The sequence below is a fragment of the Synechococcus sp. PCC 6312 genome, from assembly GCF_000316685.1.
Classification (GTDB): domain Bacteria; phylum Cyanobacteriota; class Cyanobacteriia; order Thermosynechococcales; family Thermosynechococcaceae; genus Pseudocalidococcus.
This window is the reverse complement of sequence record NC_019680.1, coordinates 2,866,987-2,890,598: the sequence shown is the minus strand read 5'-3', so window position 1 is coordinate 2,890,598 and position 23,612 is coordinate 2,866,987. Positions and strand designations below refer to the sequence as shown.

24 protein-coding genes and 2 tRNA genes are annotated in these 23,612 nt (G+C 50.1%); 11 read left to right on the top strand and 15 right to left on the bottom strand.

Annotated features, from left to right (window positions below):
• Positions 1–21: 21 nt before the first annotated feature.
• Entirely contained in the window at positions 22–1,176 is a 1,155-nt protein-coding gene (locus SYN6312_RS14040; protein WP_015125551.1) for a cysteine desulfurase family protein, read from the bottom strand.
• A 30-nt stretch (positions 1,177–1,206) separates the two neighbouring features.
• Positions 1,207–1,929 (bottom strand): class I SAM-dependent methyltransferase, encoded by a 723-nt coding sequence (locus SYN6312_RS14035; RefSeq protein ID WP_041430879.1) that lies wholly within the window; start codon positions 1,927–1,929, stop codon positions 1,207–1,209.
• Between the two features lie 182 nt (positions 1,930–2,111).
• On the opposite strand from SYN6312_RS14035, the gene SYN6312_RS14030 reads away from it, so the two are divergent.
• Genes SYN6312_RS14030 through SYN6312_RS14020 form a run of 3 tightly spaced genes read left to right on the top strand, consistent with a single transcriptional unit; the run spans position 2,112 to position 4,472 of the window.
• Positions 2,112–2,930, top strand: a complete 819-nt coding sequence (locus tag SYN6312_RS14030; RefSeq protein ID WP_015125549.1) for an MlaE family lipid ABC transporter permease subunit — start codon at positions 2,112–2,114, stop codon at positions 2,928–2,930.
• Positions 2,931–2,974: 44 nt separating this feature from the next.
• Positions 2,975–3,391 (top strand): DUF3119 family protein, encoded by a 417-nt coding sequence (locus SYN6312_RS14025; protein ID WP_015125548.1) that lies wholly within the window; start codon positions 2,975–2,977, stop codon positions 3,389–3,391.
• Positions 3,381–4,472, top strand: coding sequence for a DUF3086 domain-containing protein (locus SYN6312_RS14020; RefSeq protein WP_015125547.1), 1,092 nt, complete (start codon positions 3,381–3,383; stop codon positions 4,470–4,472). Before SYN6312_RS14025 ends, SYN6312_RS14020 begins: the two co-directional genes overlap by 11 nt.
• A 24-nt stretch (positions 4,473–4,496) precedes the next feature.
• Here the strand turns inward: SYN6312_RS14020 and SYN6312_RS14015 are convergent, their stop codons facing one another.
• From SYN6312_RS14015 to fbp, 6 genes are all read right to left on the bottom strand, one after another.
• The gene (locus SYN6312_RS14015; RefSeq protein WP_015125546.1) at positions 4,497–5,810 is read right to left on the bottom strand and encodes an ABC transporter substrate-binding protein; all 1,314 of its coding nucleotides are present in this window, start codon (positions 5,808–5,810) and stop codon (positions 4,497–4,499) included.
• 63 nt (positions 5,811–5,873) lie between these two features.
• Positions 5,874–6,719, bottom strand: coding sequence for a GNAT family N-acetyltransferase (locus SYN6312_RS14010; RefSeq protein ID WP_015125545.1), 846 nt, complete (start codon positions 6,717–6,719; stop codon positions 5,874–5,876).
• A 217-nt stretch (positions 6,720–6,936) separates the two neighbouring features.
• Positions 6,937–7,167 carry a hypothetical protein gene (locus SYN6312_RS14005; RefSeq protein ID WP_015125543.1) on the bottom strand — a complete coding sequence of 77 codons (231 nt, stop codon included), beginning with the start codon at positions 7,165–7,167 and terminating at the stop codon, positions 6,937–6,939.
• A 55-nt stretch (positions 7,168–7,222) separates the two neighbouring features.
• Positions 7,223–8,584 (bottom strand): glucose-6-phosphate dehydrogenase assembly protein OpcA, encoded by a 1,362-nt coding sequence (gene opcA, locus SYN6312_RS14000; RefSeq protein ID WP_015125542.1) that lies wholly within the window; start codon positions 8,582–8,584, stop codon positions 7,223–7,225.
• A 47-nt stretch (positions 8,585–8,631) separates the two neighbouring features.
• Positions 8,632–10,161: a glucose-6-phosphate dehydrogenase gene (gene zwf / locus SYN6312_RS13995; protein ID WP_015125541.1), complete on the bottom strand. Its 1,530-nt coding sequence runs from the start codon at positions 10,159–10,161 to the stop codon at positions 8,632–8,634.
• Between the two features lie 21 nt (positions 10,162–10,182).
• Positions 10,183–11,250, bottom strand: coding sequence for a class 1 fructose-bisphosphatase (gene fbp, locus SYN6312_RS13990; RefSeq protein WP_015125540.1), 1,068 nt, complete (start codon positions 11,248–11,250; stop codon positions 10,183–10,185).
• 147 nt (positions 11,251–11,397) lie between these two features.
• Between fbp and SYN6312_RS13985 the strand changes: the two genes are divergently transcribed.
• Positions 11,398–11,775 carry a hypothetical protein gene (locus tag SYN6312_RS13985; RefSeq protein WP_041430878.1) on the top strand — a complete coding sequence of 126 codons (378 nt, stop codon included), beginning with the start codon at positions 11,398–11,400 and terminating at the stop codon, positions 11,773–11,775.
• A gap of 54 nt (positions 11,776–11,829) precedes the next feature.
• Here SYN6312_RS13985 and SYN6312_RS13980 read toward each other — a convergent pair whose 3' ends face one another.
• Positions 11,830–12,063 carry a hypothetical protein gene (locus SYN6312_RS13980; protein WP_015125539.1) on the bottom strand — a complete coding sequence of 78 codons (234 nt, stop codon included), beginning with the start codon at positions 12,061–12,063 and terminating at the stop codon, positions 11,830–11,832.
• Between the two features lie 55 nt (positions 12,064–12,118).
• Here SYN6312_RS13980 and SYN6312_RS13975 point away from each other — a divergent pair, with 55 nt between their 5' ends.
• The 3 genes from SYN6312_RS13975 (at position 12,119) to SYN6312_RS13970 (ending at position 13,287) form a co-directional block, all read left to right on the top strand.
• Positions 12,119–12,679 (top strand): Uma2 family endonuclease, encoded by a 561-nt coding sequence (locus SYN6312_RS13975; protein WP_015125538.1) that lies wholly within the window; start codon positions 12,119–12,121, stop codon positions 12,677–12,679.
• Positions 12,654–12,815 carry a hypothetical protein gene (locus SYN6312_RS20385; protein ID WP_015125537.1) on the top strand — a complete coding sequence of 54 codons (162 nt, stop codon included), beginning with the start codon at positions 12,654–12,656 and terminating at the stop codon, positions 12,813–12,815. Before SYN6312_RS13975 ends, SYN6312_RS20385 begins: the two co-directional genes overlap by 26 nt.
• 139 nt (positions 12,816–12,954) lie before the next feature.
• Positions 12,955–13,287, top strand: coding sequence for a hypothetical protein (locus SYN6312_RS13970; protein WP_015125536.1), 333 nt, complete (start codon positions 12,955–12,957; stop codon positions 13,285–13,287).
• Positions 13,288–13,312: 25 nt separating this feature from the next.
• Here SYN6312_RS13970 and SYN6312_RS13965 read toward each other — a convergent pair whose 3' ends face one another.
• The 3 genes from SYN6312_RS13965 to SYN6312_RS13955 form a co-directional block, all read right to left on the bottom strand.
• Positions 13,313–14,119: a pentapeptide repeat-containing protein gene (locus SYN6312_RS13965; RefSeq protein ID WP_015125535.1), complete on the bottom strand. Its 807-nt coding sequence runs from the start codon at positions 14,117–14,119 to the stop codon at positions 13,313–13,315.
• Between the two features lie 2 nt (positions 14,120–14,121).
• Positions 14,122–14,763 carry a hypothetical protein gene (locus tag SYN6312_RS13960; protein ID WP_041431599.1) on the bottom strand — a complete coding sequence of 214 codons (642 nt, stop codon included), beginning with the start codon at positions 14,761–14,763 and terminating at the stop codon, positions 14,122–14,124.
• Positions 14,764–14,821: 58 nt separating this feature from the next.
• Positions 14,822–14,913, bottom strand: a tRNA-Ser gene (locus tag SYN6312_RS13955).
• 165 nt (positions 14,914–15,078) lie between these two features.
• On the opposite strand from SYN6312_RS13955, the gene SYN6312_RS13950 reads away from it, so the two are divergent.
• Positions 15,079–15,162 (top strand) — tRNA-Leu (locus SYN6312_RS13950).
• Between the two features lie 33 nt (positions 15,163–15,195).
• On the opposite strand, the gene SYN6312_RS13945 is transcribed toward SYN6312_RS13950, so the two are convergent.
• Complete coding sequence (locus tag SYN6312_RS13945; protein WP_015125533.1) at positions 15,196–15,765, bottom strand: hypothetical protein; 570 nt, start codon at positions 15,763–15,765, stop codon at positions 15,196–15,198.
• Between the two features lie 153 nt (positions 15,766–15,918).
• On the opposite strand from SYN6312_RS13945, the gene SYN6312_RS13940 reads away from it, so the two are divergent.
• Genes SYN6312_RS13940 through hypA form a run of 3 tightly spaced genes read left to right on the top strand, consistent with a single transcriptional unit; the run spans position 15,919 to position 17,891 of the window.
• The gene (locus tag SYN6312_RS13940; RefSeq protein WP_015125532.1) at positions 15,919–17,103 is read left to right on the top strand and encodes an agmatinase family protein; all 1,185 of its coding nucleotides are present in this window, start codon (positions 15,919–15,921) and stop codon (positions 17,101–17,103) included.
• A 25-nt stretch (positions 17,104–17,128) separates the two neighbouring features.
• Positions 17,129–17,509 carry a hypothetical protein gene (locus SYN6312_RS13935; protein ID WP_015125531.1) on the top strand — a complete coding sequence of 127 codons (381 nt, stop codon included), beginning with the start codon at positions 17,129–17,131 and terminating at the stop codon, positions 17,507–17,509.
• Positions 17,510–17,513: 4 nt separating this feature from the next.
• Positions 17,514–17,891, top strand: a complete 378-nt coding sequence (hypA, locus tag SYN6312_RS13930) for a hydrogenase maturation nickel metallochaperone HypA (RefSeq protein WP_015125530.1) — start codon at positions 17,514–17,516, stop codon at positions 17,889–17,891.
• A gap of 246 nt (positions 17,892–18,137) precedes the next feature.
• Here hypA and SYN6312_RS13925 read toward each other — a convergent pair whose 3' ends face one another.
• Together SYN6312_RS13925 and gltB are read right to left on the bottom strand one after the other, a co-directional pair.
• A complete protein-coding gene (locus SYN6312_RS13925; RefSeq protein WP_015125529.1) occupies positions 18,138–18,710 on the bottom strand; it encodes a hypothetical protein in 573 nt (190 codons plus the stop codon).
• A gap of 109 nt (positions 18,711–18,819) precedes the next feature.
• Positions 18,820–23,472: a glutamate synthase large subunit gene (gene gltB, locus SYN6312_RS13920; RefSeq protein WP_172636060.1), complete on the bottom strand. Its 4,653-nt coding sequence runs from the start codon at positions 23,470–23,472 to the stop codon at positions 18,820–18,822.
• Between the last annotated feature and the right edge of the window lie 140 nt (positions 23,473–23,612).

The window sequence follows — 23,612 nt, the reverse complement described above, 5'->3', positions numbered from 1 at the left end:
ATGGTTCAAAGGGGAAAAAGATTATCTTCTGATTGCCTGGATAGTATCGGTCAGAATTTCCAAGGTTTGTTCAATCTCGGCTGAGGTTGTGGATCGGCCCAGGCCAAAGCGAAGCGTAGCTCGACATTCCGCCACAGTCCGGCCCAAGGCGATTAACACATGGGAAGGTTCGGGTTTGGCAGAACTACAGGCGGATCCAGCGGAGAGGGCAAGTTTTCCTTGAAGGTTGGATTGTAATTTGGCCCCATCCAGGCCCTGAAAACTGACACTTAAACACCCCGGTAAGCTCTGAGTGGGATGGCCATTGGGAATTACCTCACCCAATTGTTCTAAGCCTTGCCAGAGTTTTTCCCGTAATGCGGTTAATCGCAGGGATTCAGTTTCTAAGGATTGATGGGCTAAAGTCACGGCCTGGGCAAATCCGACAATTTGGGGTGTGGGTAAGGTTCCAGAGCGTAAATTCTCTTCTTGGCCACCGCCGTGGAGTTGGGGAGTAAGGTTGAGCGGTGGGTGTTGGGGTTTAATGTAAAGTCCGCCAATCCCTTTGGGGCCATAGAGTTTGTGCGCTGTTAAGGACATGAAATCTACTCCCCAGGCCTGGACATCTAAAGGAATTTTTCCAAGAGCTTGGGCTGCATCAGTATGGCAAAGAATCCCCCGTGACCGACACAGTGCGCTAATTTTTTCAATGGGCTGAAGTACACCGATTTCATTATTTGCGGCCATTACTGAAACTAACAGAGTGTCTTCTCGCAATACTTCGGTCAGTTGGTTCAGATCCACAAAGCCATCGGCCTGGACGGGTAAATAGGTAACTGAAAATCCATGCTGTTCTAAATAACGACAGGGGGCTAAAACGGCGGCGTGTTCGGTTTGGACAGTGACAATATGGCGGCCCTGGGCAAAATAGGCTTCAGCAATCCCCTTGATGACTAAGTTATTAGCTTCGGTGGCTCCACTGGTGAAAATGAGAGACTCTAGCGGGGCATTGATGGCCTTGGCAATGGTAGCTCTGGCTTTTTTGACGGCGGCGGCGGCTTCCCACCCATATAAATGTCCGTTACTGGAGGGGTTTCCGGGCTTTTCGATAAAGTAGGGCAACATGGCCGCTAAAACCTCTGGGTGCAAAGGGGTCGTGGCCTGGTGATCTAAATAAATGGGCTTGGCGACTGGCATGACCGGGTAACTTGAGAGAATTTAGGCGGCTTAACCCTGGAACTTGAGCAGGCCAATGGTAGTGTCTGGATGGAGAAATAAGCAATGAATGTCCTTAAAGCCGTGGGACTGACCTAAGCCAATGATCGCCGCGACGGAATCGGGTAAATCACTGGTCGTAATATGCTCTGACATGGCAACAAATTCTTCGGGGTTGAGTTTCCATTGATTGCGCTCGGCCTGGCCGATATATCGCTGGTAATAGTCCGAGAGGCTTTCCCCCTCCTCCCGAAACACATCAATCATTAAGAAAATGCCCCCAGGCCGCAAGACACGGCTTAATTGCCCTAAGAACTTGTCTTTATCCCCATAGGTAAGGTGATGCAGTGAAAAGGACATCAAAATACAATCAAATTGGCCCGAGCAGGCCTGAGCATAATCGACAAAATTGGCGGTAACAAACTCTGACTGCCCTGGTAAGTGACTAAAGTTCTCTGCGGCTAGAGCGAGGGCCACGGTTGAGAGATCCACCCCAATATATCGACTAAAGGGAATCCCTGCCAAGGACTGGGCCGTATAGGACGCATCGCCACAGCCTAAGTCGAGAATCTCCAGGCCTGGGGGTATATTCTGCAGTTCTTGATGGACAAGGGCATAGAGTTCTCGATGGTGCATATGGTTATGCTGGAGAATTTTTTGATAGGTGCGCCAAGTATCGCTAAAGAACGCCCCAACTTCCACAGGTGTTTTGCCCAGGCCCGTTACTTTCATCATTCTTCCGTGCGCCAAACTCGACCCATCACCCCCCTACTTTAGCTTGTGATTTGGGCAGGGTCAGCCGATGTAAGAAAAAGCTAATCTGGACTGATGTTTAATGAGTGGGCTTGGCTCTGTAACGCTATACTCTCTAAAGATTAACTCCAAAAAACCTGAAAACCTATTTCGGTTGGGAAGAAATGGCACAAGGCAACTTCAAGTTAAGGCGGTTTTGGGGCTTTGACTGGTCATCGCCAAAATTTCTCCGCTATTGTTCCGCCTTTTTATTAGCTGGGCGAGTTGCCTACCACATCCTGCAAGGTAAAATTCATCGCCGCAATACCCTCGATCAACTAGCAGCCGTGGGGCCTGAGTCTTTGGGGGTGGCCCTGATTACTTCGATGTTTGTTGGGATGGTGTTCACGATTCAGGTGGCGCGGGAATTTATCAATTTTGGGGCGGCATCGGCGGTGGGGGGTGTTCTGGCCATTGCCTTAACCCGCGAGTTGGGGCCAGTTTTAACGGCGGTGGTTTTGGCGGGTCGGGTCGGGTCTGCCTTTGCGGCGGAAATTGGCACCATGCGCGTCACCGAACAAATTGATGCCTTGCGGATGTTGGGGGCAAATCCAATTAACTATTTGGTCATTCCGCGGGTGTTGGCCTGTTGTCTGATGATGCCGATCTTGACTGTCCTTGGCCTGGTGACAGGGTTAGCTGGAGGAATGATCATCTCCGCTAATTTGTATGATATTCCCCGACCTATCTACTTGGATTCTATTCGTAACTTCCTCGGTACCTGGGATATTTGGGCGGCGATGATTAAGGCGGTCATTTTTGGCGGGTTAGTTTCAATTATTGGCTGTCACTGGGGCTTAACGACTACGGGTGGGGCCAAGGGGGTCGGACAATCCACAACGGCCGCAGTCGTGATCTCACTTTTAGCGATCTTCATCATCAATTTCTTCCTCTCTTGGGTCTTGTTCGGGGGCACGGGGACGATCAGCGTCAATCAGCTATAGCCTACAATGGGCAAGTGAACCTTTGCTGGTTAATTTTGGGCTACATGACTTCTCAAGCTCCTCCTTCTCTAGGGACAATTACTCTGCTCCCCAGCTACCGTCTCCCCTTTGCTTTGGCTACGTTGGCATTGCCTCTGTTTACAGTCAATCCCTGGCTGCCCCTGCCCTTTGAAGCCTTTGCCCTGTTTTTAGCCGTTCAAGCCGCAACTTTAAGGCTTCAGTTTACGGATCAGGGCCTGGATGTTTATCGCGGTGAAAAACAAATTCGAGCCTTCCCCTATCAAGACTGGTTGCATTGGGAAGTTTACTGGTCTGACTTACAAATTTTGTTCTATTTTCGAGAAGTTAAAAGTATCCATTTCCTGCCCATCCTTTTTGATCCCAAACAACTCCAGGCCTGCCTAGAAGCGCGCTGCCCTCGGATAACCTCTGCAACTGCGGTGAGTGGTCATGATGAATGAAAACTGGCCAGATGATGCCCAACCAGCATCGGAAAATAATTCCCAGGCCTCAGAGGAGATTGCCTTACCGGAACCCCTCGATCTGCGGCCGGAATACCAAGAAATGCCAGAGATGCCTTCTTTAGATGAGCCAACGGAATTCCTGATCAAAGGTGAAAATACGAGTTCTCGCCCCTTGCCCCTCCTAGCACCAGTGGACATAGCCGCCACCCAGACCCAGCTTCAGCAACTCGTGGCCACATCTTTGGCGGATTTAGAAGCTCAACGGGCCGGTCTGATCAGAGAAATTGAAAAACTCGAACGCCGCCGCGAACGGATTCAAAAAGAACTGAAGCAAAACTTTGTCGGGGCCTCCCAAGACCTGGCGATCCGGATTCAGGGGTTTAAGGATTATTTGGTCAATAGTTTGCAGGATTTGGCCACCACTGCTGAGCAATTAGAATTGGTACCGGCGGCTCCTCCGACTCCGGCCACCCCAACTGCGGCTCCAGAAACAAAGGGAACGGCTAAACTCCATTTGGCTGAGGAAAGTTTTCAAGAAGAAGCCAAGCGGATCCAGAAGTTAATTGAGCAATATCGGCAAAACCCCAATTACTATGGCCCGGCCTGGCAATTGCGTCGTACCTTTGAACCCATCCATGCTGAGCGAGTGGAGACTTGGTTTTTTGACCTTGGCGGGCGTGGGGCTTTGCGTTCCATGAACAGTCGGCTGCAAAACATCCTCGTGGCCTCGGCAATTATTTCGATCCTGAGAGATTTTTATGACGATACGCTGCGGGTGCTGATTTTGGCCGATTCACCGGAACGATTGGGGGATTGGCGGCGCGGCTTACAGGATTGCTTGGGCATTACCCGGACTGACTTTGGCCCCGATCGGGGGGTGGCCTTATTTGAATCCGCCGATGCCTTGGCATTTCGCGCCGATCGCTTAGAACAGGATGACTATTTACCCCTAATTTTGATTGATGATTCCCAGGAATCGGTGAACTTATCCATGTTGCAGTTTCCCCTCCTATTGGGTTTTGCCCCGGAACCGCAACTGCGCCAACCTAAATCTGGGGGCCTGGATTTTTTTGAGTAAGTCCTGAACCGATATTTCCGAGGTCTAGGGAGTCTGGGTCGGAGAACGGGGTTGTAGGAGTTGCCAGCGGTCTTGGGCCTGGTTGAGGGCAACATTGGGGCGATCTTGACCGAGTAAGACCGATTCCAACGCCCGGCCTAAGCTTTCGGAAAAGCGGGCATAACCAGGAAATAAGGGGCGGGCCTGGGCCTGGGGCATTTGCTCAAGAAAGACGTTCAACGCGGGTTGCTCGGCCAGGAAGGACTGATATTGGGGGCGATTTTGGACAAAGCGATTCACAGGTAAATAACCCGTTCCCAAAGCAAACTCAGTTTGAAAATCCTGACTCATGACATATTCCGCAAAAACCCAGGCGGCTTTTTCTCGCGCTGGTCTGGTTTTGAGGATAAAGAGGTTTTCGCCTCCCAAGGCAGTGGCGGCTTGGACATCTCTGGGAATGGGCATCACGGCAAAGTCAGTTTTGGCCTGTTGGAGTTGTCCGAGCGTCCAGGGGCCGGTAATTTGCATGGCCACTTTGCCGGCCAAAAAGTTATCTAATTCATAGCCCCGTTCCGGTAAGGATAAAATTGCCGAGCCATCTTGGATTAAATCAGCCCAAAACTGCAATGCGGCCACCGCCCCCGGACTATTCAAGGTTGCATTATCCACCGTTGTCCCCAGGCCCCCACCGGCACTCCATAAAAAGGGTAGCCAGGTAAAAACAGCAAAATCCCCCTGTCCCAAAGCCAGCATGATCCCGTGTTGATCAATTCGGCCATCCCCATTGGTGTCTTGGGTGAGTTGACGGGCAATTTGGCGAAATTCTGACCAAGTTTGGGGTAGGGTTGTGATGCCGGCGGCCTTAAATAAGTTGGGACGGTAAAAGACACCCAAATTATTTGTCGCAAAGGGGACTGACCAAATGTGGTTTTCAAAGGTCATTGTGGCCTGGAGGGTCGGTTCAAGTTCTGGGCGCAGGGGAGAGGTTTGCCACCAATCATCCAAATTCCGAATTGCCCCTAGCTCCACCAGTTGCCCAGTAATGGTTGGATTGTACCAAAGCAGATCCGGGGGCGCATTGCCAACGACAGCCGCCAAGATTTTCGGTAATTGTTGATCGGGTTGGCCAACATAAATGCTTTCAACCTGAATCTGAGGGTGGGCCTGGTTAAACCGATCCACCAGCTTTTGGAGGACTTCTCGATTGGGGGGAGGATTAACGCCTTGCCAAAATGTGAGATGAATGACATCCGATGTCGGTGTCGCCCCACAGCCCCAGAGCGTCAGGCACAACAGTCCCAGGCCAAGCCAGCACAACCAACTCCAACCTTGAGTGATCCCATGTTTAAGCGTGAACAAACTTAGCCCTTGCCGATTGCAAACATTCTTAGTTCACTTCTATTCTTGATGAAAACGGTGAACCTAACCCAATTCCAGACTAGTAATCCCGTAAAGACCCTTGAGATTGAGCGGCGGGGCCTGGGGAGTGTACATCCGCCCAGTTTCAAACATCGGGGTCATTTGGTAAACCTCAACTAATTTCACGGCATCAGGATTAACCAGGGGAATATCGAGAAAACAAGCTGCACCTTGAGTGTGGGCAACCAGGCTCCGAAAAATCCTTTCTGCGACTGGATAATTCACGGCAAACAACGGCCCAATCCGCCAACCCGTCTCAGCCGGTCGAATTGCTCCATAGCCTTTGAGTGCAGAATCTACATAGGCATAGCTGAGGGTTTGGGGTTGCTGGAACCAGGCCTGGAGAAACTTGCCGCGCTCTGCTGGAAAAAATTGCCGATCAAATGCTAATAACTCCTCCCAGGCCACGTCTTGAATCGCAACTAAATGTGGATCAACGGCAAAATTCTCGAAAAACTGCCCCTGAAATCGACTATTGCGATGGGCCAGCCGAAACCCGGAACGTTCATAGTTATGTTGCTGCTCAACCACCCCATCCAGGCCAAAAATCCGCCCCGATTGTGATTTCAAGTAGGTAATCGCGCCATTCCAGGTTTGCAGGCCATAGCCTTGTCCGCGAAATTCCGGTTTGACGATATAGAATCCGACAAAGCCATAGCTCTGCCCATAGGTCACTCCAGAAATACAGGCAATGGGTTCACCATCTAACTCGCCAATAAAAAAGCCAGCCGGATCGGTGTTGTAAAACGTAGTGGCATCAAACTGGCCGGGGTTCCAACCTTCCGCCGCCGCCCAACCTACCGCAAGCTGAATTTCTTCTGGCTGCATTTGCCGAACCACAAATCCCATAAAATCTATGCCTCACTAATGCTGGCGATATTATTTTCAGTAGCCACTAGGTTGATTTTACGCTGAAGCCAGGCCTGGCCCTATGACTCTTTCTCCGCCTGACCTTACTGATGATCTGTATGATCAGGATTTAGTGCTTTGGTATCAGGAAACCATCACTAGGCTCAAGGTCAGAATCTGCTTAAGTTGAGTTTGGATTTTAAGGACATCTTCAGAGTTAGCTCTCTCCAGTAATTTGATTGATTATTTGCGGAACTTGATAGCTATTTTTAACCCATTCAGTCATGTCAATTAGCTCTTGATTCTCATAATCAGTGGGGACACCCAGTTCACTAATAATCTCCCCTTGTGCTTCATCAGTAATGCTGGGCATAAGTGATTGACATTGAAAAAGCCTCCCTTCTCGCAGACTTTCTTTAATCAATGCTTTTAGTTCTTGAGTTTCCACAGACCCTCAATAATTATCTGGAATGACTCACCGATCAGGTCATCACTCATCTTAATTAACTTTCAATGAGATCAAGGATTTGCCGGACAATCAAAAAACTCTCTTCATAGAGCAGATCTTGTCCCCAGCGTTGCAGTTGTTGACTCAGTAGCACTTCCGCCGTTTGTTCACTCAAGGGATTGACCTGATAGGTTTTGGCCACCTGGGCCCCACCGCCCGATTCCATCCGCATACAGCCGCGGGTTTCAGAACAAATAATTGTGGAGCAATCAGCCTTCAAATTGGTGGAAGCGAGCTTCAGATCAATTAAATCCCCAATGATCTCACCCCGATCCCCAGTCGGAATCCCCGCCAATTCCGCTTCAATCACCCGTTGATCTGCTCCAAGGAGTTGAATCTGGTAAATCTCATAATCTCCTGACTCCACCTTAAATTCAGTAGGCTGCCACTTTAGTCGGCTCGCTAACCAGCCTAAAAACAGCAGGGCCTGGGCCGGATTCCCTTTTTCATAATCTACGGTAACTCGATCTACTTCATGAATCGCCGCCCGCCGTTCTGGGGGATCAAAGGCCTCAGCACTGAGTTCTTGCCAGGCCCCGAGTCGGCGCCAGTTCAAATCTGCAATCGGTAGGTCCTTAGCGATTAACTCGGCAACTTGCCGTAAATCCGTAATGGGTTGGGTAAATTCACTGGAGTCAACAATAATGCTGTCAAACAGGGGTGCAATCGTCGTTAAAAGCTCCGGGTTACTGTCCAGTCCCCCCTTCCACCACAAGAACTTCGGTAAATCGCCAATGGCTAAGGAGGGAATTAACTCAGCCACCCGGCCCAAAGCTTCCGTGGTTCCCTGGAGCGTGATGTATTCACAGCAGATGAGTGAACTGCGGCTTTGTTTTTTGATTGGGCAATAGGCAGCCACTTGGGCCGTGACACCAGTATCGGGGCCGAGAGTTGGACAAAGGGCAATCACCCGACAGGGGTTTTGACTGGCAATGACATCGGCCACACCACCACTGCGAATATCCGCCGCATAGCGTTCCCCAATGCCTTCAAAATCCCCGGCCTGTTTGCGGGCATATTCTTGACGCAGATGGTCTAAGGTCGCAGCATCGCGTTCTCCCGTTACTGGTAAGCCATAGTGGGCCTGGGCTGCTTTCAAGGCTGCGGTCATCCGGGGGCCAGCAATGCCATCAATCGGGCCACTGTAAAACCCTAAACGAGAGAGGAGTTGTTGGGTGTCATCGGAATCGTAAACGACCAAGGAAAACGTCGCGGCGCGGGTGGCTACAGGTACGGCCTGGCTATCCCCATTGGGGCTTTGGGCCAACCAAATTTTCTGTAACTCCGATTCAATATCACTGAGGGAAACATCAATCGGGTCTTGGAGGGACACGAGGGAAGTAGATTGAGTCGCCATAGGTCTAAGTACCAAATTGCATCATCGAGACGAAAATATTACAGCCCTTAAAGTCGTCGCCAACGCCGGCCATCGTTATTAATCATCAGTTCCGCTGCTTCCGGTTGCCAGGTGCCGGCTTCATAGGTGGGAATTTTACTGGGGTCACTGGGGGACTCCCAGGCCGCAAGGGCCGGCATGACAACGCGCCAGGCCGCTTCCACTTCATCGGCGCGGGTAAAGAGGGTTTGATCCCCCAACATACAATCGAGCAACAACCGGGTGTAGGCATCGGCCGTGGCCATCCCAAAGGAGGAACCATAGCTAAAGTCCATATCCACGGAACGGGAACGCAAATCCGGGCCAGGCATTTTGGCTTCAAACCGGAGCGAAATTCCCTCATTGGGTTGAATCCGCATGGTTAAGACATTAGCGTTGGCCTGTTGGGCGGCGGATTGGAAAATGAGCAGGGGCACATCCCGGAATTGGATCGAGATTTCGGTGACCTTTTTCGGGAGTCGTTTGCCTGTCCGTAAATAGAAGGGAACCCCTTGCCAGCGCCAGTTATCAATCAGCAGCTTCATCCCAACAAACGTTGGCGTTAAGGTGGTTGGACTCACCCCCGGTTCATCCCGATAGCCAGGGACTTGTTGCCCTTTCATCCAGCCGGCCGCATATTGGCCCCGAATTGCACAGTTGTCTAGATTATTCAGATCCGCTAAGCGACAGGCCTGGAGGGCTTTGACTTTTTCGTTGCGTAAACTATCGGCATCGAGGGAGTTGGGCGGTTCCATTGCCGTGAGGGCCAGGAGTTGGAGAATGTGGTTCTGCACCATATCCCGCAAGGCCCCGGAGCTTTCGTAATAGCCGGCCCGGTCTTCCACACCAACCGTTTCTGCCACCGTAATTTGAATGTGATCCACAAATTGGCGGTTCCAGAGGGGTTCAAAAATGGCATTAGCAAAGCGAAAGACCATTAAATTCTGAACGGTTTCTTTGCCCAAGTAGTGATCAATCCGATAAACCTGTTCTTCTTTGCAAACTTTTTGGACGACTTGGTTTAAGGCCTGGGCTGAGGTGAGGTCGCGGCCAAAGGGTTTTTCAATCACCAATCGGGATTTATGGGGATCCGTTAACAGGCCAGCCGCCCCGAGTTGTTCAATCGCTTCGACGAAAAAGTTCGGGGAAACTGCGAGATAAAAGACCCGATTGCCCCTGGTTCGCCGGGTTTGATCCAATTCATCCAGTAAATTTTTCAGCTTTAAGTAGGCCGCGGGATCGTCCATATTGCCGGAGCAGTAATATAAACCCTGGGCAAATTCATTCCACACCGGCTCGGCCTGGATACCACCGCCAAATTCCTCCACCCCTTGCTTGAGGTGCTCCCGGAAAAACTCATGACTCCAATCCCGCCGGGCCACTCCCACGACCGTAATTTCTGGGGGCAAGCGCCGCTCGAGTTTGAGTTGATAGATGGACGGGATCAATTTGCGTTGGGTTAGATCTCCCGAGGCCCCAAAAATAACCAAAATCAGGGGTTCGGGGGTGCGTTCTTGCCGGAGACCAACTCGCAGCGGATTTTCCATTACGGCGACCATGGTTTGCGTTCCTTCTTGATTTCAAACTTGGGCGAGGGGGGGCGTGGGCTGGGGGCGGTTCACAAAGGATTCGACGAGGGCGACATCTTCCGGGCTACCAATGACCAGGGGGCTGCGGGCATGGAGTTTGTCGGGAATCACATCAAGTAAGGGTTCGGTGCCCGTGCTGGCTTTGCCCCCGGCCTGTTCAACCAGAAATGCTAAGGGCGCGGTTTCATAGAGCAGTCGCAGTTTTCCCTCGGGTTTATTCACGGTTCCGGGATAGAGAAAGACCCCGCCTTGCATTAAAATCCGGTGCATATCTCCGACCAAGGCCCCACTGTAGCGCGCCGTATAACCAGGATGCCGATGGACATAGCGAGTAAATTCCCGAAAGGGTTCTGACCATTCCCAGAAATTCCCTTCATTAACGCTATACACCGGCCCGTGGGCGGGAATTTGCAGATTTTCAGTGGAGAGAATAAACTCACCTAGGCTGGGGTCGAGGGTAAACACATGCACGCCCTGGCCAATGGAGTAAACCAGCATTGTACTTGGGCCATAGAGGATATAGCCTGCCGCCACTTGTTTCCGCCCGGCCTGGAGGAGATCTTGCGCCGTGTCATCAAGATCATCGCCTTCCTGCTGCCGAATCGAAAAAATGGAACCCACACTCAGGTTAATGTCCACATTGGAGGAGCCGTCAATCGGGTCATAGAGGAGGGTATAACGGCCAATGGGGCAGTTTTCCGGGATGTAGTAGGGCTTTTCCATTTCCTCGGACGCCAGCCGACAGACCAGGCCACTTTGCTTAAAGACGGCAATAAACACCTCATTGGCAAAGACATCCATTTTTTTGACATCTTCACCCTGGACATTGGTTTCGCCGGTAAAGCCCAACACTCCCGCCATCAACCCGGCCCGACTTAACCGCCGCGCAATTAGTTTCCCCGCCAAGGCAATCCGATTCATGATCGCGCTCAGGTCTTGGGCGGCGGCATCATAGCTTTTGAGTTGTTGGAGTACATGGCGTGAAAGAGTCGTGCAGTCACGATCTAGGGCGGGGTCAGTTTCAAGCGGGGCCTGGGCCGTGAGTCGTTCGCTGGACATGATGCCATCCGAAAATGGGGCGTTTCACCACCATCCTAGATATTATTTATTAGAAATTTCTCAGTCTTTACAACAACTAAAGATTTTGAGGGCCTGGCCTGAAGCAACATTGGGTATATTTAAGGAAAAATTCTGAGGTTTTTCGCAATGGATCCTTTTGATGCTGTTGCAAAACTTGCTGGCATGGCCTCCAATATTTACCCCAAAATTCATGACTCTGTGGAAGATTGGAATAATCCTGCCTCTGTATCAAATGAAATTTCAAAAGTTTCGGAGCAGGTCGTGGATTATCTAAATCGTCTCCCAGGAATGACTCAAGCACACAGCCGAGATTTTAAAAGAGCTATGCCTATTTTTACTCTGCGAGATGGTTCTGTGGTCAAGGCCTGGAAGAATCCTATAGGAGTGGAACACATCTTCATTGCCAATAAAAATGGCGAAATGGTATTTGGTGGTTTTGTGGGCTGGGTTCACTCAGAAGGGCTACGCCAAGCCATAGCTGAGATCCGGTCTAACTTCACTTAATTATTAAGTTGCTAGTTTTACAATCTGATCCACTCTTCGCAATCCTTCCTGGGTTTAGGCAACATCAACAGAAAGGATTGTAGTTCCGGTAGCTTGAATGAACTGAGTAATTTCTTGATTTTGTTGATTAACCCAATCATTCGATGTTTGATGAATAATCGCTGCTCCCATAGGAATTTTATGGATTTCCTCTGGATTGCTCATCAAAGATTCAATATGGGCTATGGCTGAGTCGAAGTTAGTATGAACGAGTTTGCGGTACTCATCTGCTGTTAAGTTCAGCTTCATAACGCGCCCTTTGTGCCTCTGAGTTCTCTTTCACCCATTTTAAGGATTTGAGACAGTGAAGCAGCCAATTTACCCCGATGAAACAGTTGTAACCGTTGACTACCCCGAGGATGACGGTAAACCCATGGCTGAAGGTGATTCTCAATGTGACTATCTAACCTATGCTCGCCAGGTTCTGCGTGCTTTTTTTGCTAAAAGAGATGATGTTTATGTCGCTGGAAATCTCTTTATTTACTACGAGCAGGGCAACCCAGAAGCGGTAGTGGCTCCCGATACGTTTGTCATTTTTGGGGTCTCTCCAGAAAATCGGCGTTCTTACAAGGTGTGGGAAGAAGGTGGCCATTGCCCCAGTTTTGTCCTAGAAATTACGTCCAAATCCACCGTTAGCCAAGACATGGGGGCGAAAAAGGGAATCTACGCTTATTTGGGAGTGCAGGAGTATTTCTTATTTGATCCCACATCCGATTATTTGTCGCCGCCGTTGCAAGGTTGGGTGTTAGACCAGGCCAATTATTTTCCGATTGTGGCCGATCCCCTTGCCAAGGGTTATAGCTTAAGGAGTCAAGTCCTTGGCCTGGAGTTGCATTGGGATGAGACAGAGTTTCGTTTTTTATGATCCGGTGACCAGCCAATCGTTAGGGAATTATAGTCAAGAACGGGAACGTCGCCAGGCCTTAGAAGCTGAATTACAGGCCCTTAAGGAGCAGCTAGCTAATCTCCAGGCCGGATCAGATGGAAAATCCTCTTCCTAGCCTCCTGCAAGCATCTGTCGCCCCAGTCCAAGTTTTTTTACCCAATATCCCAACCACGATTCACCTGAGATAGGGTGTACTTATTCAGGCAGTTTCCCCGATTTCCTGAAATTATTTGTATTAAAGGACTAGATTTTGTATGGCGATTGTGGCTCGGTTCGTGCTGATGATTGGAACTGTAACGACTCCTGTCTTGATGATGGCAAGCGCAGAAGCTCTGATCCCGAGTCCGACAGAATCTTTAGGCGTCAACCGGCCGTGGTTAGCTTATTCGGTGGTGGATGATGCTTACCAGACTTGCTCAAAAGAACTAGCCCGCTATGGAGTCCGAGTTACTGGTTTGGTTGATTCCTATTCTGGCAAGGGCGGGGCAACGGTAGTTTTACGGGGGGTGAATGCGGGGGGATATCCAGTCAGAGCAGAGTGTAACTTAACCATTCCCTCGCGAACCTTAGATATTCGCTATTTGTAATGAAGTTGAACAGGGGGGTGGAATGTTATGGCTGGGGCCTGGCCTGGGAGAACTTAGCCGTTGTTAAGATGGCCCGGTTGAAATTAGCACCGCGGAGTTTGGCCGAGGCCAGGTTTGTATTCATTAAATTAGCTTCCGAGAAATTAGCCTTACCCCAATAGCCCCAAGATAAATTTGCTGCTGTTAAATTAGCCTTGACGAAAATTGTTTCTGCGCCGTAGGCACTGGTCAATGAAGCTGCGGTTAAATCAGCACAGTAAAAATTACAGCGAAAAAGTTGGGCCTGGCTCAATTCGGTTTGGTGCAAGATGGCCTGGTTAAAGTTCCCATAATTCAGGTGGACATGGAGTAACCGAGCGTGACTAAAGTTGGCCTGGGGAGCCTGGGCCTGGCTAAAATCCGCGTGATCAAAATTGCCATTGCGGCCATCACATTGGGTTAAGGTGGCCCAACTAAAATCTGCTCCTACAGCGATCACCTCCCGTAAATCCCCCAGGCATATATCGGCTTTGGTGAGGTTGGTTTCGGTTAAATTAGCTCCGAGGAAATAGGCCCCTGTCAGTCTGGCTTCACTCAGGTTGGCCTGTTGGAGGTTGGCCCGATAGAGACTGGCCTGGTTGAGGTTGGCTGCCTGAAAATTACAGTCGGTTAACTTGGCCTGGTTAAATTTTGTTCGCTGTAGCTGGGCCTGGGAAAAGTCAAACCCTCGCAAATCCAGCCCTTGGAGGTTGGCCTGGGATAAATTGGGAATCACTTGAGGACAACGGGCCCGCCAGGCCTGCCAAGCCTTAACCCCATATTGGAGTAGGGCCAGGTGTTCTGGATCGGCCATAGTTACTCCTGTCGGCCGGGTAATCGTAAATCTCGCCCCGGTAATGACTCCATCACGGCCTGGACGGCCCGCTGTGCCGCTAAAATATCCCGTTCTGCCCCACCTAAAAATAATCGCCCAAAACTTCCGACCGCCGAGACTTGCAAAATATTAATCAGGGCTGCTTTTTCAGCTTCATTGGCCGCCAGAGCCGCATAGGCCGCTGGTTCAACTTCAAAAACATAGAGAGTTTGTCCAGAGAGAATCATATTACCCCGCCGGGAACGGTTAATCAGTTGGGTGTGGTGGGCATCAAGATTCCGAATCACTTGACTAGAGATGATCCTAGGGCGGAAGGAGTCCCTCGGCCTAGCACCAATGGCATCTAAAATGGCTTGACCGGCAGCCTTCACCTCCCCCTGACTGCTGGCATGAACTTCCAACAGGCCATATAACCGTTCGATGAATAGCACCCCTGGACGGACAACTGCAGCTTTTAAGGCAATGTCCAATAACCGATTAATATCAATGCCTGGGGAAATTTCTACCCATAATGAGGCTTCTCCTGGCAACGGCAAATACCCCTGAGCAACGGTTCCTAAATAGGCAGCGTGTTGAGCTTGGAGGGAATCAAGATAGACATAACTCCGCAGATCAACGCCCAAAATCGCCACCCCAAATCACCACTTGGAGATTTCCTCCACCTCGGATAACCCTGAAAAACGGAGAGAGAGGGATTCGAACCCTCGGTACGGCCTTTCGATCCGTACAACAGATTAGCAATCTGCCGCTTTCGACCACTCAGCCATCTCTCCAACTGAGCAAAGCTTATTCTAGCAGATTGAGAGCCGCATAGTCATGTTCATTTTTGCTGGAGTCTGTAAATTTACAGTTGACGTGGTTCCTGTTTCTGGGAGAAGATGGTAATCCCGCTCATGAAACGGGGCCTGGTGTCTGACTGGGCAAAACAATGAACTTATGCGGAACTGGCGGAATTGGTAGACGCGCTAGATTCAGGTTCTAGTGTCCGAAAGGACTTCGGGGTTCAAGTCCCCGGTTCCGCATCCCCCATCTCAACAACAATATTTAGGTGGCATCTATCCCTGTGTTGCTTTGCTTTTGGCCTGCTCTAAGTCGGCCTGGGTCAGATGTAAACAAACATGGGGTAACTGGGCCGCCTGCATTCCCCGCCTCATCCGGCCACTGCTGTAATCTAACAAGACAAACAGGGGTAATCGCCGCTCGGCTCCTTCACTAAAAATATCCTGATGATGTTGGGGCATTTCCCAGTGATACCCCCGCTGTAAAAGAACTTGGGTTTGTCGCCAGCGATTAAGCAGGTCGGGAAAATGTTCACCAGGCCGATGGATGAAAATTAAAATCTCAACATCGGTCTTCACTCGCCACTCTGGGTCACACATGAGAAAGACCAGCTCACAGGGGAGTTGGACGGCGGTGACACTTTGCTGGCGTTGGCCATTTTGATTGGGGTTCTGGCGTTGGATTTGGGCGATGGGTAAGGGAATTGTAATCAGGCTTTCTGTTGGCCGGCGCATACTGGGGATGGTTTCTAAGTAGGGGCGATATTGCCGCAAAAGATGGGTTGCTTGGTTAGGGTCGGTATAGCGGACTAAGACCTCTTCATAGACAATATGCTGTAACGCCATAGAATTAGGGGGTGGTCAAAGGGTAGATTCACTAACAAGATACCAATCTCAAAGAGAGTCTGGCCCTGATCAATCACGATTTGCTAAATTGCTGCTACTGTAGCTCTTAACCCTGGACAAAATTTCTTATCCTTGACCTGGCAACTGCTTTCTATGACTTCTTCGAGTAGCGAATCTCCCCTGTTTAATCGCCCAACCGAGGCTCAACAGGCCCTAGAAAAAGAACGACATTTACCCCTGACCGGTTGGCAGCAGGAAGTATCCCAGGGGTTAGCGTTTGGCCTGGAAGCCGCAGACAGTATTAAAGACCGCACCATTTCCACGTTTTCTCGGGGGGAATTACCCCATTTCGCTGGCATCAATACCTTTCTCAAAGCCCCCTACCTAGAAGATGTCCGGCAAGTGGGGAATTACGATGTGGCGATTGTCGGTGTCCCGCACGATTCTGGCACCACCTATCGGCCAGGAACACGGTTTGGCCCCCAAGGGATTCGCCGGATTTCGGCCCTTTATACGCCCTACAACTTTGAATTTGGGGTTGACCTGCGGGAGCAAATTACCCTCTGTGATGTCGGCGATATTTTTACAATTCCGGCCAATAATGAAAAATCCTTTGACCAAATTTCTAAAGGCATTGCCCATATTTTTGCCTCTGGGGCGTTTCCGATCATTTTGGGCGGCGATCACTCGATTGGCTTTCCCACGGTGCGCGGAGTCTGTCGGCATTTAGGTGATAAAAAGCTTGGCATCATTCACTTTGACCGCCATGTGGACACCCAAGAAACCGACTTAGATGAACGGATGCACACCTGTCCTTGGTTCCATGCCACCAATATGGCCAATGCTCCGGCCAAAAATCTGGTGCAGTTGGGAATTGGGGGGTGGCAAGTGCCGCGGCAAGGCGTAAAAGTCTGTCGAGAGCGAGCAACGAATATCCTGACGGTGACTGATATTACCGAAATGGGCCTGGATGCCGCCGCCGATTTTGCCTTGGAACGGGCTTTAGATGGCACGGATTGCGTCTGGATTAGCTTTGATATTGATTGCATTGATGCGGGTTTTGTCCCTGGGACGGGCTGGCCGGAGCCAGGTGGGTTGTTGCCCAGAGAAGCCCTGTATTTGCTGGGTAAAATTATTCGCAATGCGCCAGTTTGTGGAATGGAAGTGGTGGAAGTTTCCCCCCCCTATGACATTAGTGATATGACCTCCTTGATAGCGACGCGGGTGATTTGTGATGCCATGGCCCATTTGGTGATTTCTGGTCAGTTACCCCGGACTACCAAACCCGACTACATTCATCCAGAAGCTAATATGGGCGTGGATCAGCCTTGGGTTTAGAAATATGAGGTAAGTCATTCATCCTATGGCAAAAGGCTTTGGCATTCCAACGAACAAAATTGTTGGCTACACCTTAAAACTCTTCCCAGATGTTGAGCTTTATGCGGCTGATAAACCTACGCTTAAAAAGAGTGCCACCGATGAATCCACTGAGCAATCCAATCACGATAAACCATCTATTGATGTTACCGATGATTTAAGTCAAGTCCGAATTTGGCAGAATCGCCAGGACGCGGTCAAAGGCATTCAGGCCTACGCTACTTTTATTTTTGAATGGATGAAACACGAGAATTCAAGATACCTAGACGTTGAAATTTGTGCTTTGAGAATCAACAGTGATGGCGAGCTAGTATCTGAGGTGGTTAAATCTTTGGTATTGGAGTCAGTGAGACATCAGCCATTGTGATTCTATGCACGAAACCGACATGACTAAAGCTTTAATTCTCACCGTTAAAGATTGGTGGGAGGCGCAACCAGAAAAGCCCCAAATTACCAAAGTGCATTTAACCGTGGGCAAGTTTACCTGCGTGGAGCCTATGAGTTTACAATTTGCGTTTAAGGTACAAACGGAAAATACGTTTTTGGCCGGCGCTGAGCTGGTGATTACGGAAATCCCCTTAATTGCTTTTTGTCATCGCTGCCAGGAGGAATATTTTCCCGAAATGGGTCAACGCTATACCTGTCCAAATTGCGGGCAACCAATGGAGGACATTCGCTCAGGCCGAGAGTTGAAAATTGAACGGGTGGAGTTCTCTGATTCCTCCCCGACCAAGCAATCACTGCCATAGTCTCTCAACCAAGAAAGAGCTATCTCGACAACTATATTATTACTTGATAAGTATTGAACTACCGGGAAGAGCATTGTCGACACATTTTTGAATGGAGTTAAGTTGGTTTAATGACTGCTTGAGAACATTCTGATTCCCATGACCTTCGGGTTATAGAGATAGAGCAACACTTTTCCATACTTCACAATTCAAGTTGAATTACAATCAGCACAGTTAATCATGGTGCATCCCAAAATTACTTTGATGTTATGTGCATTGGGAACAGGTGCAAGGTTGTTTTTTTCCATGGTTAAAATGCCGCACGATAAGTACATCTTTATAAAGTAAGATGCTATCTTGATACTCATCAACTTGTTTGCTCGTGTTATTTCTGAGGCTAACTACGTTAAATTCTTCAGAAAAATCGAGATTTTTGACTAATTTATAACCTGAAATCCCGAACCATGTTGGACTAGCCTCAGAGATTAGTTTATGACCGACTGATCTTGCTGGAGAAAACGCAACATTTCCCAAGATAATATGGCTGATTTCGTATCTGTAACGTATCTTGCCATTTCCGCCTTGAGTTTTGGAATCATGATGGAAGAACTTCAAAGTATTAATTGTTTCTAATCTTTGATAAATCTCATAGTTCTTTTGGCTTCTTTGGCTCCATTTTTCCTGGGCAACTAGATAATTAAGTAATCTACGAATGTTAATCTGTCTTGATCCCCAGGGGAGCCAGTAAATTGCGTTTGGGGTTTGATTAAGATATTTTTGGATCAGCCGATGCCAGGTAATGTCTGAGAATACCCCCATCAAGGCGAAATCATTAGTCATAGCCCTCTATTCACTAGTTCTGGTATGACAACATCATTATGATGAATGGCTATCGTCAGTCAAAATAGCAGTACCTTTTTAAGAAGAGATTAAGGAATAGTGCTCAAGACTAAGTAACTGGGTTGAGAATCTTCTCCTCGCTAGCAACAACTTCCGGGCTATTGGCTTCCGAGGGTGGAACTACTTGCCAGAATTGTGGTAAATAAGTTGGCCAATTTTCCAGAACGTCCTTGGCTTTTTTACTACCCGTCCGTTCCGCATGGGTCTGGATTAATTCGAGGAGTTGTTTTTCCCCGACTGTGGAGCTAACCCGTTGCAGCTTGACAATTTCTGGGTTGATTTTGGCCGCCAGGCCCCCATCCTCATCCAGAATATAAGCCAGGCCCCCGGTCATCCCAGCACCCACATTCCGCCCTGTTTTACCGAGCACCACAACCACGCCGCCGGTCATGTATTCACAACAGTGGTCGCCAACCCCTTCCACAACTGCATAGGCTTTTGAATTGCGCACAGCAAACCGTTCCCCGGCCTGGCCATTGGCAAAGAGATAACCGCCCGTGGCCCCATAGAGACAGGTATTGCCAACAATCACGTTATCCGCCGCGGCATAGGGAGCATTGGCTAAGGGTTTGATAATCAGTTCGCCGCCATGCATGCCTTTTCCGACATAATCGTTGGCTTCTCCGGTGAGATTGAGGATCATTCCGGGTAGGTTAAAGGCCCCAAAGCTTTGGCCGGCACTACCGACAAAGTTAAGCTTCAGTTGCCCCGTAAAGCCTGTGTTTCCATGTTGTTTGGCAATTTCACCCGCAACCCGCGCCCCCACAGTTCGATCTGTATTGACAATATCCAAATCCAGGCCAGCTTCCTGATGATTGGCAATGGCCGCTTGAATCGTGGGATTGGCGAGAATTTTGTCATCGAGAACCGGCCCGTTGCTGTGGACTTCCTCATGGATCAACCAGGCCCGGTCAGTGCGGCTATCCGGTAGTTGGGTGAGGCAATCGAGATTAACGGCTTTAGTTTTGCTCAAACTGACATCGCTGCGGGGAACGAGTAAATCAGAGCGACCGACAACTTCGATCAGAGATTTATAACCTAAGCGAGCCAAAATTGAGCGCACTTCTTCGGCAATAAACAGGAAGAAATTAACCACGTGCTCCGGCAGGCCAGTAAAGCGTTTCCGCAGTTCTTCTCTTTGGGTTGCGACTCCCACGGGGCAATTATTGGTATGGCAAATCCGGGCCATAATGCAGCCTTCCGCAATCATGGCAATGGAACCAAAACCAAATTCTTCCGCCCCCATGAGTGCGCCCATGATCACATCCCAACCGGACTTGAGGCCACCATCCACCCGCAGAATCACTCGATCCCGGAGTTGGTTTTCCATCAGCACCCGATGCACTTCCGACAAGCCCAATTCCCAGGGACTCCCGGCGTGTTTAATCGAACTCAGGGGAGATGCTCCCGTGCCGCCATCGTGACCGGAAATTTGGATAATATCGGCATTGGCTTTGGCCACCCCGGCAGCAATCGTGCCAATCCCAACTTCGGCCACTAATTTTACGGAAACTTGAGCCTTGGGATTAATTTGGTGCAGGTCAAAAATTAACTGGGACAGATCTTCAATGGAGTAAATATCGTGGTGCGGCGGGGGTGAAATTAGGGAAACACCGGGTTTGGATTTCCGCAACATGGCGATATAGGGACTCACCTTGGGGCCTGGGAGTTGCCCCCCTTCACCGGGTTTTGCGCCTTGGGCAATCTTGATTTCGATTTGCTTGGCGTTCATTAAATACTCAGGCGTGACCCCGAACCGGCCGGAAGCCACCTGTTTGATCGCCGAGCTGGCAGTGTCCCCATTCCGTAAGCCGGCCAAGTGGGGCAGTAAATCCGAGTGACCTTCTCCGTCCACATCCACCAGGACTTTGAACCGAATCGGATCTTCGCCCCCTTCCCCAGAGTTGGACTTACCGCCGAGACGATTCATGGCAATGGCCAGGACTTCATGGGCTTCCCGAGATAAGGCTCCTAAGGACATCCCGCCGGTGCAGAAGCGTTTGACAATTTCGGTGGCGGATTCGACTTCTTCAATTGGAATCGGTTGCCGGTCGCTCTTGAACTCGAGTAAATCCCGTAAGGCTGTCGGAATCCGGCCGGTGAGTTGTTGGCGATAAACTTCGTAGTGATCGTAGTTTTGGCTAGATACCGCTTTATGCAGGGCCTTGGCCATTTCTGGGTTGTTCATGTGGTATTCACCACCAGGCCGGTATTGGACAAAGCCAAAGTTTTGCAGTTTTTTCGCCGTCAGTTCGGGGAAAGCCTGTTGGTGGAACGCCATGACTTCTTGGGCCAGATCACTGACCGTTAAGCCGCCCACCCGTGAGGTTGTCCCGACAAAGCCCAAATTCAAGAGTTCTGGGCCAATGCCGATGGCTTCAAAAATCTGTGCCCCTTGGTAACTAGTAATTAGGGAAATTCCCATTTTCGAGAGGATCTTGAGTAACCCGTCTTCAATGGCTTTGCGGTACTTGGCCTGGGCCGTAGTCAGATCAATTTTGGTAACTTTGCCTTTCTCCATAAGGTTTTGGGTGCGGTCACTGTGCCACCACTGCCGAATCGTTTCCCAGGCCATGTAAGGACAGACAGCAGCCACACCATAGCCAATCAAACAAGCAAAATGATGGGTACTCCAGGCCTGGGCGGTTTCAACCACGATGGAGGTTTGACGGCGCAATCCTTGGGCAATCAGGTGGTGATGGACAGCCCCAGCAGCTAACAGAGGCGGGATATAGGTGGTTTCAGCGGTGAGGAGTTGCATTTCCCCGGCGAGATTCACCCGATCCGAAAGTACGAGAATTTCTGCGCCAGATTTGACCAGTTCATCGGCCCGCAGACAGAGCGCGTCAATCGCAGTTTTTAAACCATCGGGGCCGGCGGCAACTTCAAACAGGGTACTCAAACGCTCTGCATGGAACTCAGAATTCACAATTTGCTCAAGTTCAGCTTCATTCAGGAGGGGGGAATTGAGCTTATAGAGCTTGGCAAACTCCGGTTTTTCATCCAGCAAGTTACCCCGGCCACCCAACTGAGTCGTTAAAGACATGACCAATTTTTCCCGCAATGGGTCGATCGGCGGGTTGGTGACTTGGGCAAACCGTTGCTTGAAATAGTCGTAGAGCAGGTGAGGTTTATGGGACAGAATGGCCAAAGGAATATCATCGCCCATGCAAAATGTCGGTTCTTTTCCCTCCTGGGCCATGGACTCAATCACCATTTCCACATCTTCTGCGCCGTAACCAAACGCGGTTTGCTGTTGCAGGGATTGGGCCTTAGTCAGGGTTGGGGTTTCAACGTAGGATTGCGCCGTTAATTCTTGCCGATGGGCCTGGAGCCATTGGCCATAGGGCTGATGTTGGGCCACCCGTTGCTTGATCGTCCAGTTAGTTAACAGTTCGTTGGTGGTTAAATCTACGGCAATCATCTGGCCTGGCCCCAAGCGACCTTTTTCTAAGACTTGGGTTTCGTCCACGGGAATTACTCCTGCTTCTGAGGCCACAATCACCAGGCCATCCTTGAGCAGCGTGTACCGGGCCGGGCGGAGGCCATTGCGATCCAAGTTGGCTCCGACGACATTGCCATCACTAAAGACGACCAACGCCGGGCCATCCCAGCCTTCTTGCAGGCCACTGTAGTATTCGTAAAAGTCGGTAATTTCCGGGTGATCCGCCAAGTCTGGTTGATTTTTATAGGCCTCAGGAATCAACATCATCATGGCCTGGAAGGGAGCCCGACCCGATTGCACCAACAATTCAAAGGCATTATCCAGGTTGGCTGAATCGCTGTTTTCTGGGTTGACAATGGGTTTGAGTTCTTTGAGGGATTCCCCCCAGGCCGGGCTGGCTAATTGCGCTTCTCGGGCCCGCATCCAGTTGACATTGCCTAAAAGCGTGTTGATTTCGCCGTTGTGACCTAAAAACCGCATTGGCTGGGCCAAGGGCCATTTCGGCATTGTGTTCGTGCTAAAGCGGCGGTGATAGATGGCAAAGGTAGTTTCGTAGGCCGGATTTTTCAGGTCTTGATAGAACTCACCCAGGATGACCGAGCGCACCATGCCTTTATAGACAATGGTTTTGTGGGAAAAAGAGCAAACATAAAAATCCCGCCCCCAATCGGCATGGAGTTCCGAGACGGCCCGTTCCATCCGTTTCCGAGTTAGATATAAAAGCCGCTCAAGTTCTGTGCCTGTGGATTCTGCGGCGACAAAGAGTTGTTCAATCATCGGTTGATTTTGCCGCGCCAACACCCCCAATACATCGGGATTCACGGGAACAGGTCGCCACCCCAAGAGTTTCAACCCAGAATTGGCTAATACTTGGGCAATCGCGGTCTTGGCCTGGGCTACGGCATTGGAATCCGCAGGAAAAAAAACCATCCCCACCCCAACATTGGCCGAATCATAGCTTTCAGCCCAATCCGCAAACAGGCCCCAGGGAATCGCCGTCATCACGCCCGCGCCATCGCCGGAATCTTGATCCGCACTACAGGCCCCGCGGTGTTCTAAACAGGTCAATCCCGTCAAGGCCTGTTCAAGAATGCTATGACTAGCCAATCCCTTTTGATGGGCGACAAACCCCACACCGCAAGCGTCTCGTTCTTCGACTAACCAAGGTTGACCAGCGTATCCAGCGGCAGAAGATTGAGTTAAGGCAGAAGTGGAGAAGGGGCTATGCATGGCAGTCAACGGGTAGGAATTAAGCATATTAGGGGGAGTGAATTTAGATAATGCCACACTCAGGCAATCACGGGCTAGACAAAGACAGAAAAAGACTCTGAATGACCACATCTGGGGTTTCAACAGAGTAGAGAGTTGTCTGGGATTGTGCGGACTAAAATCGAGTC

Coding starts and splice junctions, on each gene's coding strand:
- hypA (WP_015125530.1), top strand. CDS start 17,514: ATGCACGAAACCGACATGACTAAAGCTTTAATTCTCACCGTTAAAGAT.
- fbp (WP_015125540.1), bottom strand. CDS start 11,250: ATGTCCAGCGAACGACTCACGGCCCAGGCCCCGCTTGAAACTGACCCC.
- SYN6312_RS14020 (WP_015125547.1), top strand. CDS start 3,381: ATGATGAATGAAAACTGGCCAGATGATGCCCAACCAGCATCGGAAAAT.
- zwf (WP_015125541.1), bottom strand. CDS start 10,161: ATGGTCGCCGTAATGGAAAATCCGCTGCGAGTTGGTCTCCGGCAAGAA.
- SYN6312_RS14025 (WP_015125548.1), top strand. CDS start 2,975: ATGACTTCTCAAGCTCCTCCTTCTCTAGGGACAATTACTCTGCTCCCC.
- SYN6312_RS14040 (WP_015125551.1), bottom strand. CDS start 1,176: ATGCCAGTCGCCAAGCCCATTTATTTAGATCACCAGGCCACGACCCCT.
- SYN6312_RS14030 (WP_015125549.1), top strand. CDS start 2,112: ATGGCACAAGGCAACTTCAAGTTAAGGCGGTTTTGGGGCTTTGACTGG.
- SYN6312_RS13965 (WP_015125535.1), bottom strand. CDS start 14,119: ATGGCCGATCCAGAACACCTGGCCCTACTCCAATATGGGGTTAAGGCT.
- SYN6312_RS13925 (WP_015125529.1), bottom strand. CDS start 18,710: ATGACTAATGATTTCGCCTTGATGGGGGTATTCTCAGACATTACCTGG.
- SYN6312_RS13935 (WP_015125531.1), top strand. CDS start 17,129: ATGGCAAAAGGCTTTGGCATTCCAACGAACAAAATTGTTGGCTACACC.
- opcA (WP_015125542.1), bottom strand. CDS start 8,584: ATGGCGACTCAATCTACTTCCCTCGTGTCCCTCCAAGACCCGATTGAT.
- SYN6312_RS13980 (WP_015125539.1), bottom strand. CDS start 12,063: ATGAAGCTGAACTTAACAGCAGATGAGTACCGCAAACTCGTTCATACT.
- SYN6312_RS13970 (WP_015125536.1), top strand. CDS start 12,955: ATGGCGATTGTGGCTCGGTTCGTGCTGATGATTGGAACTGTAACGACT.
- SYN6312_RS13985 (WP_041430878.1), top strand. CDS start 11,398: ATGGATCCTTTTGATGCTGTTGCAAAACTTGCTGGCATGGCCTCCAAT.
- SYN6312_RS13945 (WP_015125533.1), bottom strand. CDS start 15,765: ATGGCGTTACAGCATATTGTCTATGAAGAGGTCTTAGTCCGCTATACC.
- SYN6312_RS20385 (WP_015125537.1), top strand. CDS start 12,654: ATGAGACAGAGTTTCGTTTTTTATGATCCGGTGACCAGCCAATCGTTA.
- gltB (WP_172636060.1), bottom strand. CDS start 23,472: ATGCTTAATTCCTACCCGTTGACTGCCATGCATAGCCCCTTCTCCACT.
- SYN6312_RS14010 (WP_015125545.1), bottom strand. CDS start 6,719: ATGGGATTTGTGGTTCGGCAAATGCAGCCAGAAGAAATTCAGCTTGCG.
- SYN6312_RS13940 (WP_015125532.1), top strand. CDS start 15,919: ATGACTTCTTCGAGTAGCGAATCTCCCCTGTTTAATCGCCCAACCGAG.
- SYN6312_RS14035 (WP_041430879.1), bottom strand. CDS start 1,929: ATGATGAAAGTAACGGGCCTGGGCAAAACACCTGTGGAAGTTGGGGCG.